The sequence below is a fragment of the Bradyrhizobium sp. WU425 genome (genome assembly GCF_021052305.1).
GTDB classification, from domain to species: domain Bacteria; phylum Pseudomonadota; class Alphaproteobacteria; order Rhizobiales; family Xanthobacteraceae; genus Bradyrhizobium; species Bradyrhizobium canariense_D.
The window spans coordinates 1,902,645-1,918,097 of sequence record NZ_CP088089.1 but is presented as its reverse complement, the minus strand read 5'-3'; the positions used below and the strand labels follow the sequence as shown (position 1 = coordinate 1,918,097).

The window sequence follows — 15,453 nt, the reverse complement described above, 5'->3', positions numbered from 1 at the left end:
TGAGCGGCAGGCCGCTCGTTTGCACTGGGCGCTCCTCGCGCACGACGCGGGCGTGAGGCGCGAAATGGGAACGGCTGGCGAGTTCGGTGTCCGGAAGGGAGGTACGAAGGGCTGTCTGCATGTGATTCCCAGTATGTCTGCTCAGCGTTTCCAATAAGCGGGGTGCCAGGAGAGCGTCAGGCGCTCCAGCACGCGGGAGGCGCTGTCGGCGAGCTTGCCGAGCAGCGCGTAGATCAGGATCGAGAGCACCACGACGTCGATCAGCATGAACTCGCGCGCCTGCATCGCCATGTAGCCGAGGCCCGAGGACGCCGCGATGGTCTCGGCGACGATCAGGGTCAGCCACATGATGCCGAGCGCGAAGCGGATGCCGACGAAGATCGAGGGCAGCGCGCCCGGGAAGATCACCCGGCGAAACAGCTCGCCGTCGCTCATGCCGTAGATGCGGCCCATCTCGATCAGCTGGGGATCGACGGTGCGGATGCCGTGCAGCGTATTGAGGTAGATCGGGAAGAACACGCCGAGCGCGACCAAAAACAGCTTCGCGCTCTCGTCGATGCCGAACCACAGGATGACCAGCGGGATCAGCGCCAGATGCGGCACGTTGCGCACCATCTGCAGCGTGGTGTCGGTGAGCTTTGACGACAGCTGCGACAGGCCATTGGCGAGGCCGAAGGCAAAGCCGATGCTGCCGCCGATCAGGAAGCCGATCGAGGCGCGCCAGAACGAGACCCAGATGTTGCGAACGAGCTCGCCGGAGAGCAGCAGCTTCCAGCCCGCAAGCAACACGTCGCTCGGCGCCGGCAGCACCCGCGTCGGCACGAAGCCGGTGACGCCGGCGACCTGCCAGATCGCGATGATGGCGAGCGGCACGATCCACTGGATCAGGCCGTCCACGCGCGGCAGCCGCAAACCGCGCGGGAGCGAAACGTTGTCGATCAGGCTCATGATTGCGATACCTGCTGCTGCGGACGATAATCGCTGCCGACCGTTTCACCAAAAGGACCACCGTTGAAGTGAAGCCTGGTCACGTTGCTGGGCTGCTCCAGCGAGAGCAGCGGGAACACCAGCTCGGCGAAACGATAGGCTTCCTCCAGATGCGGGTAGCCCGACATGATGAAGGTATCGATGCCAATGTCCTGATACTCCTTGATACGGGCCGCGACCGTCTGGGCGTCGCCGACCAGCGCCGTGCCGGCGCCACCGCGCACGAGGCCGACACCGGCCCATAGGTTCGGAGCGATCTCGAGCTTGTCGCGCTTGCCGCCGTGAAGCTGCGCCATGCGCTGCTGGCCAACCGAATCCATCCGCTCAAAGTTCTTCTGCGCGGTCGCGATGGTCTCGTCGCTGACATGTTTGATCAGCTCATTGGCCGCTCGCCAAGCCGCGTCATTGGTCTCGCGGACAATCACGTGGAGCCGGATGCCGAAGGATAGTTTTCGACCGCGAGCTGCTGCGACCTCCCTCACCCTCGCGATCTTCTCGGCTACCAAGGCCGGCGGTTCGCCCCAGGTCAGATATTTGTCGACGGTGTCGACGGCGACGTCGATGCCGGCATCCGACGAGCCGCCGAAATAGAGCGGCGGACGCGGCGACTGCACCGGAGGAAACAGCAGCTTTCCGCCTTCGACATGGATGTGCTTGCCCTCGACATTGACGGTCCTGCCGGCGAGCAGCTCGCTATAGACGCTGAGGAACTCGCGGGTAACCTCGTAGCGCTCGTCATGGGCGAGGAAGATGCCGTCGCCCTTGTTCTCGACGGGATCGCCGCCGGTGACGACGTTGACCAGAAGCCGGCCGTTGGTGATGCGGTCGAGCGTCGCGGTCATGCGCGCGGCCACGCTCGGCGATTGCAGGCCGGGCCTGACCGCCACGAGATAGCGCAGCCGCTCGGTGAACGGCGCGACCGAGGACGCCACGATCCAGGAATCCTCGCAAGACCGCCCGGTCGGCAGCAGCACGCCGAAATAGCCGAGCTGGTCGGCGGCCTGCGCGATCTGGCGTAGATAGTTGAAATTGACCTCGCGGCCGCCGATGCCGGTGCCGAGATAGCGGCCGTCGCCGTGGGTCGGCAGGAACCAGAGGATGTTGGCGTTCGTTTGCTTGCTCATTTGCTTGCTCATGATCCTGGCTTCCGCGCCACGTCGGAAATCTTGATGGATTTGGGGATCAGGTTGAGCGCGAAGAACGCGTCCGCGACCTGCTGCTGATCGGCGATGACGGCATCGGTCAGCGGCTTGATGCCGTAGGATTGCCGCTTCAGCGCGACCTCGACCACCGGGACTGACAGGCCGATCGAGGGCGCCAGCTGCTCGGCAACCGCGTGGATATCGCCCTTGGCCCAATCGTCGACCGCGCTCAGCTCGGCCAGCACGGCGTCGACAATCCTCGGATTGGCTTCGAGGAATTTCTTCGAGGAAAAATAGAACTGGTAGTTGGCGACGATGCCGGTGCCGTCGGTAAGCGTGCGGGCGCTGGTGGCGGCTTCCGCGGCGGCCTGGAACGGATCCCAGATCACCCATGCATCGACTGCGCCGCGCTCGAAGGCGGCGCGCGCATCGGCCGGCGCCAGAAACACAGGCTCGATCTCGGAATATTTGACGCCGGCTTTCTCCAGCGCCTTGACCAGGAGGTAGTGGACATTGGAGCCCTTGTTGAGCGCGACCTTCTTGCCCTTGAGATCGGCGATGGATTTCAGCGGGCTGTCTTTTGGCACCAGGATCGCCTCGCCCTTCGGCGCCGGCGGCTCGTAGGCGACATACTGGATCGGCGCGCCGGCGGCTTGCGCGAAGATCGGCGGGGCTTCGCCGGTGTTGCCGAAATCGATCGCGCCGATATTGAGCGCCTCGAGAAGCGGCGGGCCGGAGGGGAATTCGGTCCACACCACCTTGTAGCCGTCGGCAGCTAACTTCGGCTCCAGCGTGCCCTTGCTCTTGAGCAGCACCAGCTTGCCGTATTTCTGGTAGCCGATGCGGACGACCTTGTCCTGTCCGTAGGAGGTGCCGACCGCGGCGGCGACGATGCCGATCGACAGCACGATGGCCGCGATCAGACGCTGGATGATACGCCTCATGTTCAAACCCTTTGAGATGGGGAGATTGGTTGGCACGATCAGGCTGCCGGGTTGCGCCAGACGATGTCGCGGATCACGATCGGCTTCGGGATCAGGCCGAGCTTGTGGAAGCGGTCGGCGACGCCCTGCTGGGTCGTGACGATGTCGTCGGTGACCGGGCCGACCACGAAATTCGCGCGATTGGCGGCGAGGGTCTGGATGTCCAGCGGGACGCCGGTGATCGCGGCGAGCGATTTGGCGACCTCGTCGCGGTGCTGTTCGGCCCATTGACCAGCCGCGGTCGTCACATCGATGATCTGCTGCAGGATGGCGCCGTGATTCCTGGCGAAATCGCGGTTGGCGATGAAGAAGGAATTGGTCTTGGTGACTTCGCGCGCATTGATCAGGATGCGGCCGCCCTGCTTGGTCTCGCCGATCGCGAAATACGGATCCCAGATCGCCCACGCCTCGATGCTGCCATTGGCAAAGGCAGGCCCGGCATCCGGCGGCGTCAGATAGACCGGCGTGATATCGGCATAGGTCAGGCCGGCTTTCTCGAGCGTCTGCACCACGATGTTGTGGGCGCTGGAGCCCTTGGTGAAGCCGACGCGCTTGCCTTTCAAGTCGGCGATGCCGCGGATCGGCGAATCCTTCGGCACCAGGATGCCCTGCCCGTTGGTGATGGGCTGGCCGGCGGCATAGACGATCGCCGCGCCCGCGGCCTGGGCGAACACCGGCGGGGAGTCGCCGACCGCGCCGAAATCGATGCTACCGACATTCATTGCCTCCATCATCGGAGGCCCCGACGAGAACTCGACCCATTTCACGTCGATGCCCAGGGGCGCGAAATGCTTTTCCAGGGCGGCCTGCTGACGCGTGATAACCAGCACGCCGGTCTTCTGGTAGCCGACACGAATGTCCTTCACCGCGCCTTGTGCTTTGGCGCTTGAACCCAATGCCGCCGCTGCCGCAGTTCCAACGGATAGTTTGAGAAAGTCCCGACGTTGCATCCGACACTCCCGGCCGCGTGCGGCCGTCCTTCATTCGTGCTCGGGAATGATGGGGCGGCTTATCGGAGGTGTCGAGACGCGCGGAAAAATAGCGATGCATGCACTGCGCACGTGGCGGAGCGCATGATTAATCTTTCGATCCACGGAGCGAACGCAGGGGATATTTTTCCGCACGCGAATGTGAAAAACGCACGCAACCGAGCCGAGAAATTAAAAATCGCGAAAACAACCCCATGCACAGTAGCCGGGGCGCGCGAAAACAATGACTTACGCTTATCCGAAATTGACCTTGACTCGTCGGGCAAAACAGGAGCAGGATGGCATCGTGGCGGCGTTGCGGATGGACCGGTCCCTGCCGGCCTAATGCAGCCATCTCACCGGTAGATTCTGCAGCCCGCGAAAGGCCCATCCGCCGATCCGTACCGGCTCGTCGTCGGCGATCTCGAGCCGGCCGGCACGGGCGAACAAGGTCGGCAGTGCGACGTCGGCAATCATGGCGCGGGAGGCCCAGGCGCCGGCACAGAAATGCGGACCGGCGCCGAACGCGACGCTCTTGGCCGTATCACGCCGCACGTCGAACTGGTCGGCGCGTTCAAAGTGCTTCTCGTCGCGGTTGGCGGAGCCGAACATGAGGAATACGCGTTCATCGGTTTCGAAGGCGACGTCGCGGATCGACCACGGCTTTGCGATGCGCCGCGGCGACATGCCGATCGGCGAGATCCAGCGGGCATATTCCTCGAAGGCCTGGAGCCACGTCACCTCGCCCTTGCGCACGAGATCGAGCTGGTCGGGATGGCTCAGCAGCGCCCACACCGTGCCGGCGATCGCCTTGCGCGGCTCGTTCTGGCCGCCGGAGATCGCGAGCTTGACGTTGGCGCGCACGCTCTCCATCGCCATGCCGGACGCGAGGAGCACGCCGAGGATACTCTGGTCGGGATGCTTGCGCATCACCGGCAGGATGTCGTCGATCGCGGCATCGATGCCCGACGTCGCCGCATGGCAACGCGCCTCGACGGCCGCGTCGCCGCTGTAATTGGCGATGCCCTCGATCATGCCCTGTGACCAGGCGTCCATGTCGGCAAAGCCGATATTGGTGAGGCCGGTGATCGACTTCAGGCATTCGCCTGAGAACGGCAACGCGAAGTCGCGCATGAAATCGATCCGCCCGGGCGCGATCGCGTCGATGATGCGATCGGCATGGACCTGGAACAGCGCGGTCCAGTGCGCCTTGACCGTCTTCGGCGACACCGTTGGAAACATCGCGCGGCGCTCGACCTGGTGCGCCTCGCCGTCCTTGCGCATCATGTTGTGGCCCATCAGCCGGTTCATCAGGCCCGCGGGCTGGTGCGAGGAGAACACGTCGATCTGCTTCTCGGAGATCGAGATGTCGTCGCGGCTGGTCAGCAGCGTCGAGCCCAGCTGCGGCACGAAGGCGATCGGCGCCTCCTTGCGCATCTTGGCGAGCATCGGATAGGGATCGGCCCAGAATGCGGCCGGGTCGATGTCGATGCGCGGCGCGGTGCTCAAGCTTCGCTCCATTGCTGGTTAGCCGCCAAGGCTAGCGGCTTCACGAGGCGCCGTCTGTCCCCAGCGATTGGGACAGCTTCAGTTCAGGCTGCGCGGGCCGGCGAGCAGGCGCAGCACGATCGCAAACAGCTCGCTTTGTGACGAGATGCCGAGCCGCTCATAGGCGCGCTTGCGATAGGTTAGCGTCGAATGCAGGCTGATGCCGAGCGTCTGCGAGATCGCCTCGGAGCTGAAGCCGGAGAGGATGCGCCGGCAAACGTCCTGCTCGCGCGGGGTGAGGCTGGCGAGCGGCGCGCGCGTCGCGAAGAGCGCGGCGAGAGACTGCTCGGTCGTCGCAGCCGAGCCGTGCTGGAAATGGCGTGCCACGCTCGCACTGATGGCCGGTGCGATGGCCTGAAGCCGCGCACGCTGGGGGGCGCTGAAGCGGCCCTGGACAGCGATGCGATAGAAATTGACGTAGAAGCAGGTGTCGTCGACCCAGATCGCGGTCGCGCATTTGTCGACGATGCCGGAATCCACAAAGAACATTTTTCGGTAGCGGGCGCCGTACATGCGCGGCGCGAAGGCGGGCAGCACGAGCGTGGCGCGGCCCTCGCCTTCGAACAGCGCATCGCGGTTGGGATCGGATTGGTGGAACTGGCCGGCATAGGCAGCGCCGAGATCGCCGCCGATCGGGATGTTGCCGGCATCGAGCAGGCAGTGTGCGGCGCCCGCGCGGCTCAGCGCGAACACCATGCAATGCCCGACCCCGGCCTGCCGACGCAACGTCTCGATCAGGACATCAGGGAAATCCGGGCGACCGATGGCAAGCACCGCGGGCGTGACATCCCCAGCTGCCGGATTTGCGGGCGTCCCGCGAGGGCGCATCGTTTTCTCCCCATCGCCTTTTGACGAAATTTATCAGCAATGGCCGCGCAGCGGAAGGCGGGTGTCGCCCGATATCTCCTGCGACGTCGCCGGGGGCTCAGGAAGCACTTTTGCGCAGAATCTTGTCCATTGCTTTTCCCTTCGCCAGCTCATCGATCAGCTTGTCCAGGTAGCGGATCTCTCGCAACGTGGGTTCTTTGACGTCCTCGACCCGGACGCCGCAAACCACGCCTGTGATCAGGGTTCGCGAAGGATTGATCTTGGGGGCCTTCGCAAAGAAGGTTTCAAAGTCCGTCCCCTGCTCCAGTTGAGCTTCCAGCTCGTTCTGACCATAGCCTGTCAACCAGGAGATGACCTGATCAACCTCCGTTTTGGTGCGCCCTTTCTTCTCCGCCTTCGCAACGTAAAGCGGGTAAACGCTTGCGAAGCTGGTGGTATAGATCCTGTGTTTCGCCATGACCACTCCATGGATCACTCGCTACGGCCGAAGGCCGATACGATATCATCGATGGAGTTGCCTGTAGAGGTTCTGACTGAGATGCCCCGCGAAGCAATATACGGCGGCAAATGCGCTCCCAAACGCCGATCAAAGCGCCCGTGATATCGGTCACTGAGCGTTCAAGGCAGTTGCGGCACTCTGCATCGTGCCAGCGCAACCACCTTCCGGGCGGCCGCTGAGGTGACTGTCTCGACAGTGTTTTGCCGGCACCCCCTGCTAGGTTAGCAGAATTCGCACCCAGCAGGGTATGCTCGGATGTGAAGCTTACTCCAAGGCAAAGGCGCAGCTATGTTCAAGGTCGAACCCACGCTTGAAAATCTCGCATCGCATATCCAGCGGCAGGACCGGTCGCTGAAGGCTATGAGTTGGAGCGTTTTGGGGGCTACGATCCTGGCGGCTGCGGCGATCATTTCATCGCAATGGCATGCGACCGCTAATGCCGATACAGTCAAGGCCAAGACCCTGTCTGTGGAAACAATTGCCTTGCGAAATGGCACCGGCAAAATCGTCGCCTTGATCTCATCCACTTCCGACGGAACGCCGCACATCTCGCTCTTGGATAGCCGCGAGAAGGTGCGTCTCAGCATCGGGCTTCGCCAGGATGGCGTACCTTCGGTGTCGCTCCTCGATACGGAGCAGGGTCAGCGGGCAGTGCTGTCCCTGAACGATCATCAGGATGCGTCCTTGACGATGTACAATGCTGCAAAACTTCCCCGTGCGACGCTCGCTGTGGACTCCGTCAGCTCGGGTCACATGGTTCTCTTCGGGACCGGCGGTGGTCTAAACTTCTCCGCTTTGGATGGCCGCGTGCAGTGGACTCCGGTGGGCGGAGCCGTTCAGAACATCCAGACGAAAACCGAATCCAAATAAACTCAGCCGGCCGCAGCGGCGAAAGACCCTACCCCGCCGCCGCCTTCGCCGGCGGAACGTTGATCGCGAGCTTGCCATAGCGGTCGGTGAACGCCTGCGTGTCGATCTCCTCGAGCTTGATCTCGCCGCTCATGACGCCCTGCTTCCAGGCCGCCTGCGCGGGATCGTTCTGGAATTCCGGCATCACCTCGCGGCCGAACAGCTCCAGCGATTCGCAGATGTGCTCGTGGCTGTTCTTGCCCGCCTGGTTCAGCAGGATGACCTGGTCGATATGCGAGCCCTGGAAGCGCTTCAGCTTCCTGCGGATCGTCTCGGGCGAGCCGATCAGTCCGCCGCGCAGCGCAGCCTCCTGCGCCTCGGGATTGTCGCGTTTCCACTTGTTGTACTCGTCCCACATGTTGACGGTATAGGGCGCCGGACGCTGGCGATTCTGCGACGCGCCGTAGAAGCGTAGCGCGAACTGGAAGAAGGTGGCGCCGTCGGCGCGCGCACGCGCCTCCTCGTCCGTCTTTGCGCACATGAAGAACGACACCAGCGCCATGTTCGGGTTGATCTCGTAGTCGGCGAGCTTGGCGAGACGCTTGGTCATGGCGTTGTAATAGGCGTGAACCCAGGCGTGCGCGGCGTCTGCGCTGACGAACTGGAAGCCGAGCGCACCAAAGCCATGGCGGCCGGCGCGCTCGATGGTCGGCAGCTGCGAGCAGGCCATCCACAATGGCGGATGCGGCTTCTGCACCGGTTTTGGCACGACGTTGCGCAACGGGATGTCGAAATATTTGCCGTGGTGCTCGCTTCCTGCGTCCTTGAACATCGGGAAGATCGCGGCGACGGCCTCCTCGAACACCTCTTTCTTGGTCTCCATGTCACGGCCGAACGGCGTGAGCTCGGTGATGGAGGCGCTCTCGCCCATGCCGAATTCGCAGCGGCCGTTGGAGAGCAGATCGAGCACCGCGACGCGCTCGGCGACACGTGCGGGGTGGTTGGTCGTGAGCTGGAGGATGCCGTGGCCGAGCCGGATGTTCCTGGTGCGCTGGCTCGCGGCTGCGAGAAACGATTCCGGCGAGGGCGAATGCGAGTATTCTTCGAGGAAGTGATGCTCGACAACCCAGGCGTGGTCGTAGCCGAGGCTGTCTGCGAGTTCCATCTGCGAGAGCGCGTTCTGATAGAGGCTGAGCTCGTCGCCGGCCACCCACGGCCGCGGCAGTTGCAGCTCATAGAAGATGCCGAACTTCATGACGCCGTCTCTCCCAGGTTTTTTTGCAGGTTTTCTTGCAAGTTTTCTTGCCGTTTATGTTTTTGTTGCGGGCATCTTAATGGGCGGGGCGGCGCTGTCTACGCAGTCGCAATTCCGCCTTGCGGGAGAAGGTGCTTTTCGGCACGGCGGCCATTCAGGACCACGCCGATGAAGGTGAAGCGCACCAGCAGATGATAGCTCGCCAGCATCGGAGGAAGCGCGACGACGAGAAGAACACCGAACTTGATCAGACCGGGCCAGTCGAGCTGCGACAGCGCGACCTGCAGCGCCATCACGATCGGCAGATGGATCAGATAGAGCCAGTAGGATGCATCGGCGAGATAGCGCCAGGTCGGGCTGAAGCCGGACATGAAGCGGAGCGCGAGGCCGATGACCGCAAAGGTCGAAATCCATATCGCCGGCGCATACAGGATCACGGAGACAAGCCGGAGCGTGGCGAAGCCGAAAGGCAGTTTCGGTGCACCCGGCGCGGACGTCATCGCCCCAACCAGCACGAAACTGATCAGGATCAGAGTGATTGCGAGCAGAAGATGCGGGAGCCAGCGCCGCTCAATCAGTCGCAGCAGATCGATCTGCCGATGCAGCAGCCAGCCGATCGCGAAGGCGGTGCCGAAGCCAATCCAGGCCTGCGCGTTGGTGACGAGCGATTGATCCGGCGTCCTCACGCCCGTCACGTTGATCCAGCGTTGGTCGAGGCAGAAGGCGGCGCCGATCGGGATTGCCAGAACAAGGGGGCCAGCGGACTTTTCATGATCCCGGCGAAGACGCGGTCAATCACCGCTCGCCACCTGCCTGACGCATTTAGCCAGACAAATGCGCCGCGCAGCAGCAGCACGACGACATAAAGCTCCAGCAGCACATAGATGAACCAGAGATGGGTCAGGGGGAAATTCGGCAGCACCGGTGGCCAGCTGCGGGACCAGCCGCCGTTCGGGAAATGAGACGCCCAGATCGCGATGAAGTACATGGGCGTGAACAGGATCGGCCAACCCGTGCGCAACTATCCGGAGCAGCCGCCGGTGATCCCGCACACGATCGACGGCTATCAGATCGACCTCAACGGCAACAAGTGCCTGTCCTGCCATGCGCGGGCGCGCATCGCGGAATCGCAGGCGCCGATGGTCTCGATCACCCACTTCATGGACCGCGACGGCCAGTTTCTGGCTTCGATCTCGCCGCGCCGCTTCTTCTGCACGGAATGCCACGTGCCGCAGAACACCGCCAATCCGCCCGTCAGCAACGACTTCACCGACATCGACACGCTGCTGTCGCGCGCAAGCCCCGGTGGCCGCCGATGACGACGACCGCTGATGAACCCGGCGAGGGACTGAAGGCCAGACGCGGCTTCGTCGCGCGAAGCTGGGACTTCGCGCGCGAGCTCTGGCAGGTGCTGATCCGTCCGAGCTCGGTGTTCGGGCTCGGCGTGCTGGTGCTGGCGGGCTTCATGGCCGGCGTGATCTTCTGGGGCGGCTTCAACACCGCGCTGGAATTGACCAACACCGAAAAATTTTGCACCGGCTGTCACGAGATGAAGGACAACGTCTACGCCGAGCTGAAGTCGACCATCCATTTCGCCAACCGCTCCGGCGTGCGCGCGACCTGTCCGGATTGCCACGTGCCGCACAACTGGACCGACAAGATCGCCCGCAAGATGCAGGCCTCCAAGGAGGTCTTGGGCAAGATCTTCGGCACGATCGACACCCGCGAGAAATTCCAGGATCACCGGCTCGAACTGGCGGCGCATGAATGGGCGCGCTTCAAGTCCAACGATTCGCTGGAATGCCGGAACTGCCACAGCGCCGATTCCATGGACATCACCAAGCAGTCGCCGCGCGCCTCGGTCGCGCACCAGCGCTTCCTGTTCACCAAGGAAAAGACCTGCATCGACTGCCACAAGGGCATCGCCCACCATCTGCCCGACATGCGCGGCGTTCCCGGCTGGCAATAGGGCGCCCCGCCCGGCTTGAACCAGCGGTGCGAATGGTTAGTTTTGGGGCTGGCGAATCGCTCCGTTTTCGCCCCCTCCTCAAGACAGACATGGCCACATTCACCCCGCATCAGGATGCCGCGCTCAAGGCCGTTGGCGACTGGCTCAAGGCCAAACCCGGCCGCAACGGCACGCCGCCGGTGTTCCGCCTGTTCGGCTATGCCGGCACCGGCAAGACCACGCTGGCGCGGCACATCGCCGACGGCGTCGACGGCGAGGTGAAGTTCGCCGCCTTCACCGGCAAGGCGGCGCTGGTCATGCGCAACAAGGGGTGCGACGAAGCCTCCACCATCCATTCGCTGATCTACCGCACCCGCGAATCCGGTGAGGAGCAGCCCAGCTTCGAGCTGTGGGACGACGCCCCGGCCTCCAAGGCCAAGCTGATCGTGATCGACGAATGCTCGATGGTCGATGCCGAACTGGGCCGCGACCTGATGTCGTTCGACTGCCCGCTGCTGGTGCTGGGCGATCCCGCGCAGCTGCCGCCGATCCAGGGCGGCGGCTTCTTCACCAATACCGAGCCCGACGCGATGCTGACCGAGGTGCACCGCCAGGCCCAGGACGATCCGATCGTGCGGATGTCGATGGACGTCCGCGAGGGCCGCGAGCTCGACATCGGCCGCTACGGCGAGAGCGAGGTGGTGTCGCGCAAGGAGCTCGACCCTGATCGCGTCATGGCCGCGGACCAGGTGCTGGTCGGCCGCAACAACACGCGACGCGCGTACAACATGCGGGTGCGCCAGCGCCAGAACATCGAGGACGTCTTCCCCGTCGCCGGCGACAAGCTGGTCTGCCTGCGCAACAACCGCAAGAAGGGCCTGTTCAACGGCGGGCTGTGGCGCGTGAAGTCGCGCAACACCTCGCGCTCGAAATCCCGCATTCTCAGCATGCGACTGTCGCCGGACGAGGATCTCGGCCACAAGGTGACCAAGGTCTCGGTGCGCGCCGATTGCTTCGAGGGCGGCGTCGAGGCGATCGCCTGGGAGCAGCGCAAGCCCTATGACGAGTTCGACTACGGCTACGTGCTGACCGTGCACAAGTCGCAGGGCTCGCAATGGGACGACGTCGTGCTGTTCGACGAGAGTTTTGCGTTTCAGGAGAGCCGCGCGCGGTGGCTGTACACGGGAATCACGCGGGCGGCGAAGCGGCTGAGCATTGTGGTGTAAAGCCGCGCTGCTGTAGGGTGGGCAAAGGCGCAAAGCGCCGTGCCGACCATCTCTCCACAGACGCAATAAAAACGGTGGGCACGCTTCGCTTTGCCCACCCTCCGGCACCGGCATCGCGGTTCACTTCCCCGCGACGAAATAAAAATCCTCGCGCCCCGGCGGCGAGCCGTAGGAAAACGGCTGCTGCTCGTGCTTGGTCACAAGCCAGACATCGTCGCGAACGATGTCGAACAGTTTTCGGATCTCGACGCGCGGCATCTTGATCTCGCGAGCGAGCGCGGTGGCGAACGGGCTGTCGGCGCCGCCGTCGCCATCCATCGCGGTCTCGCCGTGCTTGGCGGCGTAGACCACCATGAAGCCGGCGCCCGGCTCGATGTTGGAAAAACCCTTGTCCACGAGCTTGAGCGACAGCGTGCGCTGCATGGTCGGCGCGAACGGATTGTCGCGACAGGCATCCAGCATCACCAGACGCACTTTTCGCGCAGCGCCCACCGCCGCGATCACCTGCTCCAGCGCGACCGCCTGGGTCTCGGCGTCCCTGTCGGCGGCGAGCTTGGCGTCGACGGGAACGAGATAATTCACGCCGCCGATCTCGAAACCATGGCCGGCATAATAGACCACCGCCCAATCCGCCTTCTCCGCCTCGGCGGCAAACGTCTGCAACGCTTCGAAGAACTTGTCGCGGGTGAGGTCGCTGACGGATATCACGGTCTGGAAGCCGACATCGCGCAGCGCGGCTGCGATCATTTTCGAGTCGCGTGGCGGATTGGGCAAGGCGTGGACGTTCTTGTAGGCACCGTTGCCGATCACCAGCGCCACACGGCGCCCGGTGGATCCGGCCGACGGCTGCGGGGTCAGCGCGGCCAATCGCTCCTGCGCGATCGCGCGGGCGCGCGCGACGTCAAGTTCGTCGAACTTCGTCAGCGAATAGGCCGCCGCACGATAGTCGGCACGGGCCTGGGCGAGATCCTTCTTGCGCTCGTAGATCTGGCCGCGACCTGAATGTGCCCGGACGTTGTTCGGGTTGATCTGGATGGCCGTGTTGTAGTCCTTCAGCGCGGCGTCGAAATCGCCCTTCAACATGTTGACGTCGGCGCGATTGTTGATCGCGTACGTGTTCTTCGGCTGCTTCTCGATTAGGCCGTTGCAGTCGGCGAAGGCCTGGTCGAACTTGCCCATCATGCCGTAGGTGATGCAGCGGTTGCCGGTGATCTGCTGCGCGGCCGGTTCGATCTTCTCGGCCTCCGCGAAATCGGCAATCGCGCCGTCAAAATCCTGCATCAGCGTGCGCACGCGGGCGCGGTTGGTGTAGCCGAGCAGGAACCTGGGCGCGTATTTGATCGACAGGTTGAAATCGTCGAGCGCGCTTTGCAGCGCACCCCGGCGCAACTGGATGACGCCGCGGTTGTTGTAGGGGACACCGTAGGTCGGGCGCTTCTGGAGCGCGAGGTTGTAGTCCGTCATCGCATGGTCGTCCTGGCCCGTCCGCTCATAGGCGAGGCCGCGCAAATTGAGCGTGACGACGTTGTCGGGATCGAGGTCGACGGCCATGGACAAGGTCTCGATGGCGTGGACGTAGTCGCGCTTGTTGATCAGCGTATTGCCGCGCACGGAGAGCGCGATGGCCTTGTCCTTGCCGGTGAGCCGGTCGGCGTTGAGCAGCTTGTCGCAGGCCTGCGCCCTCGCCTGTGCATCCGCCTGGCGGTCGCGGCAAATGGCGAGGTCGTCGCCGGGTTGCGGTTCGGCCGCCGCGAGCGAGCTCCAGCCGGCCAGGATGGCGAGCACGACGACGAGGGTCAGGGATGCCACGCGCAGCATGTTGTCAGGTCAGCTCCAGCCACGATTCTCTTAAGTCGATCACCGATCGCGCCGGTTCATCTAGCGCGGAGTTCCGGTCGTCGCCAAGCCGGGCCGCTGGAGGCGGCGCGTTTCACGGACTCGTGTCCCTCCGGCCGTAACAATCGCCCGGTCCGCCCGTATCTCGAATGTCCGAAAATGCCGGGCAGGCTGTTCGCCCGGCCCCAACCGCCCTAGACTGTCAGACCTTCCGAAAGAGGATCGCCATGCGCCGACCTGCCGTCCTGTCCCTGCTCGCCGCAACCACCGCCCTGACGCTGGCCTTTGCCGCGCCGACCCGGGCCGCAGAGGATGCGGTCGTGATCCCCGCTCCTGCCGTTGATGTGGCCCCCGCAAGCGGGATCCAGACCGCCGTGATCGCCGGCGGCTGCTTCTGGGGCGTGCAGGGCGTGTTCCAGCACACCGCGGGCGTCGTCAACGCGGTCTCCGGCTACGCCGGCGGCACCAAGGCGACGGCCGACTACCAGACCGTCTCGAGCGGCCGGACCGGCCACGCGGAATCCGTCGAGATCAAATACGACCCCAAGAAGATCTCCTACGGCAAGATCCTGCAGATCTACTTCTCGGTGGCGCACGACCCGACCCAGCTCAACCGGCAGGGCCCCGACACCGGTCCGCAATATCGCTCGGCGATCTTCATCACGTCCGACGAACAGAAGAAGGTGGCCGAGGCCTATATCGCCCAGCTCAACGGCGCCAAGGTCTTCAGCAAGCCGATCGCGACCAAGGTCGGCGCGCTGGAGGCATTCTATCCGGCGGAGGCCTATCACCAGGATTATCTGACCCTGCACCCGAACCAGCCCTATATCGCCTACAACGACCTTCCGAAGGTCGAGAACCTGAAAAAGCTGTTCGCGGATAACTATATCGAGAAGCCGACGCTGGTGAGCGCCAGCAAGGCCACCAACTGAAAAAACGGGAGACCCATGCCCGACACCAAGACGAAAACCACGGACGACAAGGTCATCAAGAGCGAAGAGCAATGGCGCAGCGAGTTGTCGCCGATGCAATTCGCGGTGCTGCGCGAGAAGGCGACCGAGCGTCCCTTCTCCGGCGAATATGAGCACGACCACCGCGCCGGCACCTACACCTGCGCCGGGTGCGGCAACGTGCTGTTCGAGTCCGACGCGAAGTTCGATTCCGGCTGCGGCTGGCCGAGCTTCACCCAACCCGCCGTCGAGGGCCATATCGAAGAGGAGCGGGACGTCAGCCACGGCATGATCCGTACCGAGGTGCTGTGCGCCAAGTGCAGCGGTCATCTCGGCCATGTCTTCCCCGACGGCCCGGGACCGACGGGCTTGCGTTACTGCATCAATTCCGCCGCGCTGAAGCTCGAACCCAAATAAACCTTGCGCGGCGCCGA

General features: G+C 63.8%; 16 protein-coding genes and 1 pseudogene. 6 read left to right on the top strand and 11 right to left on the bottom strand.

Features of this window, described 5'->3' with window-relative positions; translation table 11 throughout:
• Positions 1–141: 141 nt before the first annotated feature.
• From ssuC to BcanWU425_RS09155, 7 genes are all read right to left on the bottom strand, one after another.
• Positions 142–948 (bottom strand): aliphatic sulfonate ABC transporter permease SsuC, encoded by an 807-nt coding sequence (gene ssuC, locus BcanWU425_RS09185; protein ID WP_085359394.1) that lies wholly within the window; start codon positions 946–948, stop codon positions 142–144.
• Positions 945–2,123 (bottom strand): FMNH2-dependent alkanesulfonate monooxygenase, encoded by a 1,179-nt coding sequence (gene ssuD, locus BcanWU425_RS09180; protein WP_204512189.1) that lies wholly within the window; start codon positions 2,121–2,123, stop codon positions 945–947. The genes ssuC and ssuD overlap by 4 nt, the downstream gene beginning before the upstream one ends.
• Positions 2,120–3,073 carry a sulfonate ABC transporter substrate-binding protein gene (locus BcanWU425_RS09175; protein ID WP_085359398.1) on the bottom strand — a complete coding sequence of 318 codons (954 nt, stop codon included), beginning with the start codon at positions 3,071–3,073 and terminating at the stop codon, positions 2,120–2,122. The genes ssuD and BcanWU425_RS09175 overlap by 4 nt, the downstream gene beginning before the upstream one ends.
• Before the next feature lie 38 nt (positions 3,074–3,111).
• Positions 3,112–4,062: a sulfonate ABC transporter substrate-binding protein gene (locus BcanWU425_RS09170; protein WP_204512190.1), complete on the bottom strand. Its 951-nt coding sequence runs from the start codon at positions 4,060–4,062 to the stop codon at positions 3,112–3,114.
• 360 nt (positions 4,063–4,422) lie between these two features.
• The gene (locus BcanWU425_RS09165; RefSeq protein WP_231190376.1) at positions 4,423–5,589 is read right to left on the bottom strand and encodes a cytochrome P450; all 1,167 of its coding nucleotides are present in this window, start codon (positions 5,587–5,589) and stop codon (positions 4,423–4,425) included.
• A gap of 78 nt (positions 5,590–5,667) precedes the next feature.
• Entirely contained in the window at positions 5,668–6,456 is a 789-nt protein-coding gene (locus BcanWU425_RS09160) for a helix-turn-helix transcriptional regulator (RefSeq protein WP_085359404.1), read from the bottom strand.
• 97 nt (positions 6,457–6,553) lie between these two features.
• On the bottom strand, positions 6,554–6,913 hold the full coding sequence (locus BcanWU425_RS09155; protein ID WP_204512191.1) for a DUF2200 domain-containing protein: 360 nt from the start codon (positions 6,911–6,913) through the stop codon (positions 6,554–6,556).
• 330 nt (positions 6,914–7,243) lie between these two features.
• On the opposite strand from BcanWU425_RS09155, the gene BcanWU425_RS09150 reads away from it, so the two are divergent.
• On the top strand, positions 7,244–7,825 hold the full coding sequence (locus tag BcanWU425_RS09150; RefSeq protein ID WP_085359406.1) for a hypothetical protein: 582 nt from the start codon (positions 7,244–7,246) through the stop codon (positions 7,823–7,825).
• 28 nt (positions 7,826–7,853) lie between these two features.
• On the opposite strand, the gene BcanWU425_RS09145 is transcribed toward BcanWU425_RS09150, so the two are convergent.
• From BcanWU425_RS09145 to BcanWU425_RS37535, 3 genes are all read right to left on the bottom strand, one after another.
• Positions 7,854–9,059, bottom strand: a complete 1,206-nt coding sequence (locus BcanWU425_RS09145) for an LLM class flavin-dependent oxidoreductase (RefSeq protein WP_085359408.1) — start codon at positions 9,057–9,059, stop codon at positions 7,854–7,856.
• Positions 9,060–9,157: 98 nt separating this feature from the next.
• Positions 9,158–9,754 (bottom strand): acyltransferase family protein, encoded by a 597-nt coding sequence (locus BcanWU425_RS09140; protein WP_311979582.1) that lies wholly within the window; start codon positions 9,752–9,754, stop codon positions 9,158–9,160.
• Positions 9,751–10,047: a hypothetical protein gene (locus BcanWU425_RS37535; RefSeq protein ID WP_311979583.1), complete on the bottom strand. Its 297-nt coding sequence runs from the start codon at positions 10,045–10,047 to the stop codon at positions 9,751–9,753. Before BcanWU425_RS37535 ends, BcanWU425_RS09140 begins: the two co-directional genes overlap by 4 nt.
• A gap of 22 nt (positions 10,048–10,069) precedes the next feature.
• Between BcanWU425_RS37535 and BcanWU425_RS09135 the strand changes: the two are divergent.
• The 3 genes and pseudogenes from BcanWU425_RS09135 to BcanWU425_RS09125 form a co-directional block, all read left to right on the top strand.
• Positions 10,070–10,378, top strand: a pseudogene (locus BcanWU425_RS09135) (nitrate reductase cytochrome c-type subunit); the annotation flags it as partial.
• Positions 10,375–11,028 carry a NapC/NirT family cytochrome c gene (locus BcanWU425_RS09130; RefSeq protein ID WP_204512192.1) on the top strand — a complete coding sequence of 218 codons (654 nt, stop codon included), beginning with the start codon at positions 10,375–10,377 and terminating at the stop codon, positions 11,026–11,028. The pseudogene BcanWU425_RS09135 and the gene BcanWU425_RS09130, both read left to right, overlap by 4 nt.
• A gap of 89 nt (positions 11,029–11,117) precedes the next feature.
• Positions 11,118–12,233 carry an ATP-dependent DNA helicase gene (locus tag BcanWU425_RS09125; RefSeq protein ID WP_007596183.1) on the top strand — a complete coding sequence of 372 codons (1,116 nt, stop codon included), beginning with the start codon at positions 11,118–11,120 and terminating at the stop codon, positions 12,231–12,233.
• A 120-nt stretch (positions 12,234–12,353) separates the two neighbouring features.
• On the opposite strand, the gene BcanWU425_RS09120 is transcribed toward BcanWU425_RS09125, so the two are convergent.
• Positions 12,354–14,051 (bottom strand): tetratricopeptide repeat protein, encoded by a 1,698-nt coding sequence (locus tag BcanWU425_RS09120; protein ID WP_204512193.1) that lies wholly within the window; start codon positions 14,049–14,051, stop codon positions 12,354–12,356.
• A 245-nt stretch (positions 14,052–14,296) separates the two neighbouring features.
• Between BcanWU425_RS09120 and msrA the strand changes: the two genes are divergently transcribed.
• Positions 14,297–15,001 (top strand): peptide-methionine (S)-S-oxide reductase MsrA, encoded by a 705-nt coding sequence (gene msrA / locus BcanWU425_RS09115; protein ID WP_204512194.1) that lies wholly within the window; start codon positions 14,297–14,299, stop codon positions 14,999–15,001.
• Between the two features lie 15 nt (positions 15,002–15,016).
• Positions 15,017–15,436: a peptide-methionine (R)-S-oxide reductase MsrB gene (gene msrB, locus BcanWU425_RS09110; protein ID WP_018453863.1), complete on the top strand. Its 420-nt coding sequence runs from the start codon at positions 15,017–15,019 to the stop codon at positions 15,434–15,436.
• The last annotated feature ends 17 nt before the right edge of the window (positions 15,437–15,453 follow it).

What these genes read in the sequence shown, in the direction of transcription:
- ssuC (WP_085359394.1), bottom strand. Translation starts at nt 948, where the DNA reads ATGAGCCTGATCGACAACGTTTCGCTCCCGCGCGGTTTGCGGCTGCCG.
- ssuD (WP_204512189.1), bottom strand. Translation starts at nt 2,123, where the DNA reads ATGAGCAAGCAAATGAGCAAGCAAACGAACGCCAACATCCTCTGGTTC.
- BcanWU425_RS09175 (WP_085359398.1), bottom strand. Translation starts at nt 3,073, where the DNA reads ATGAGGCGTATCATCCAGCGTCTGATCGCGGCCATCGTGCTGTCGATC.
- BcanWU425_RS09170 (WP_204512190.1), bottom strand. Translation starts at nt 4,062, where the DNA reads ATGCAACGTCGGGACTTTCTCAAACTATCCGTTGGAACTGCGGCAGCG.
- BcanWU425_RS09160 (WP_085359404.1), bottom strand. Translation starts at nt 6,456, where the DNA reads ATGCGCCCTCGCGGGACGCCCGCAAATCCGGCAGCTGGGGATGTCACG.
- BcanWU425_RS09155 (WP_204512191.1), bottom strand. Translation starts at nt 6,913, where the DNA reads ATGGCGAAACACAGGATCTATACCACCAGCTTCGCAAGCGTTTACCCG.
- BcanWU425_RS09150 (WP_085359406.1), top strand. Translation starts at nt 7,244, where the DNA reads ATGTTCAAGGTCGAACCCACGCTTGAAAATCTCGCATCGCATATCCAG.
- BcanWU425_RS09145 (WP_085359408.1), bottom strand. Translation starts at nt 9,059, where the DNA reads ATGAAGTTCGGCATCTTCTATGAGCTGCAACTGCCGCGGCCGTGGGTG.
- BcanWU425_RS37535 (WP_311979583.1), bottom strand. Translation starts at nt 10,047, where the DNA reads ATGTACTTCATCGCGATCTGGGCGTCTCATTTCCCGAACGGCGGCTGG.
- BcanWU425_RS09130 (WP_204512192.1), top strand. Translation starts at nt 10,375, where the DNA reads ATGACGACGACCGCTGATGAACCCGGCGAGGGACTGAAGGCCAGACGC.
- BcanWU425_RS09125 (WP_007596183.1), top strand. Translation starts at nt 11,118, where the DNA reads ATGGCCACATTCACCCCGCATCAGGATGCCGCGCTCAAGGCCGTTGGC.
- BcanWU425_RS09120 (WP_204512193.1), bottom strand. Translation starts at nt 14,051, where the DNA reads ATGCTGCGCGTGGCATCCCTGACCCTCGTCGTCGTGCTCGCCATCCTG.
- msrA (WP_204512194.1), top strand. Translation starts at nt 14,297, where the DNA reads ATGCGCCGACCTGCCGTCCTGTCCCTGCTCGCCGCAACCACCGCCCTG.
- msrB (WP_018453863.1), top strand. Translation starts at nt 15,017, where the DNA reads ATGCCCGACACCAAGACGAAAACCACGGACGACAAGGTCATCAAGAGC.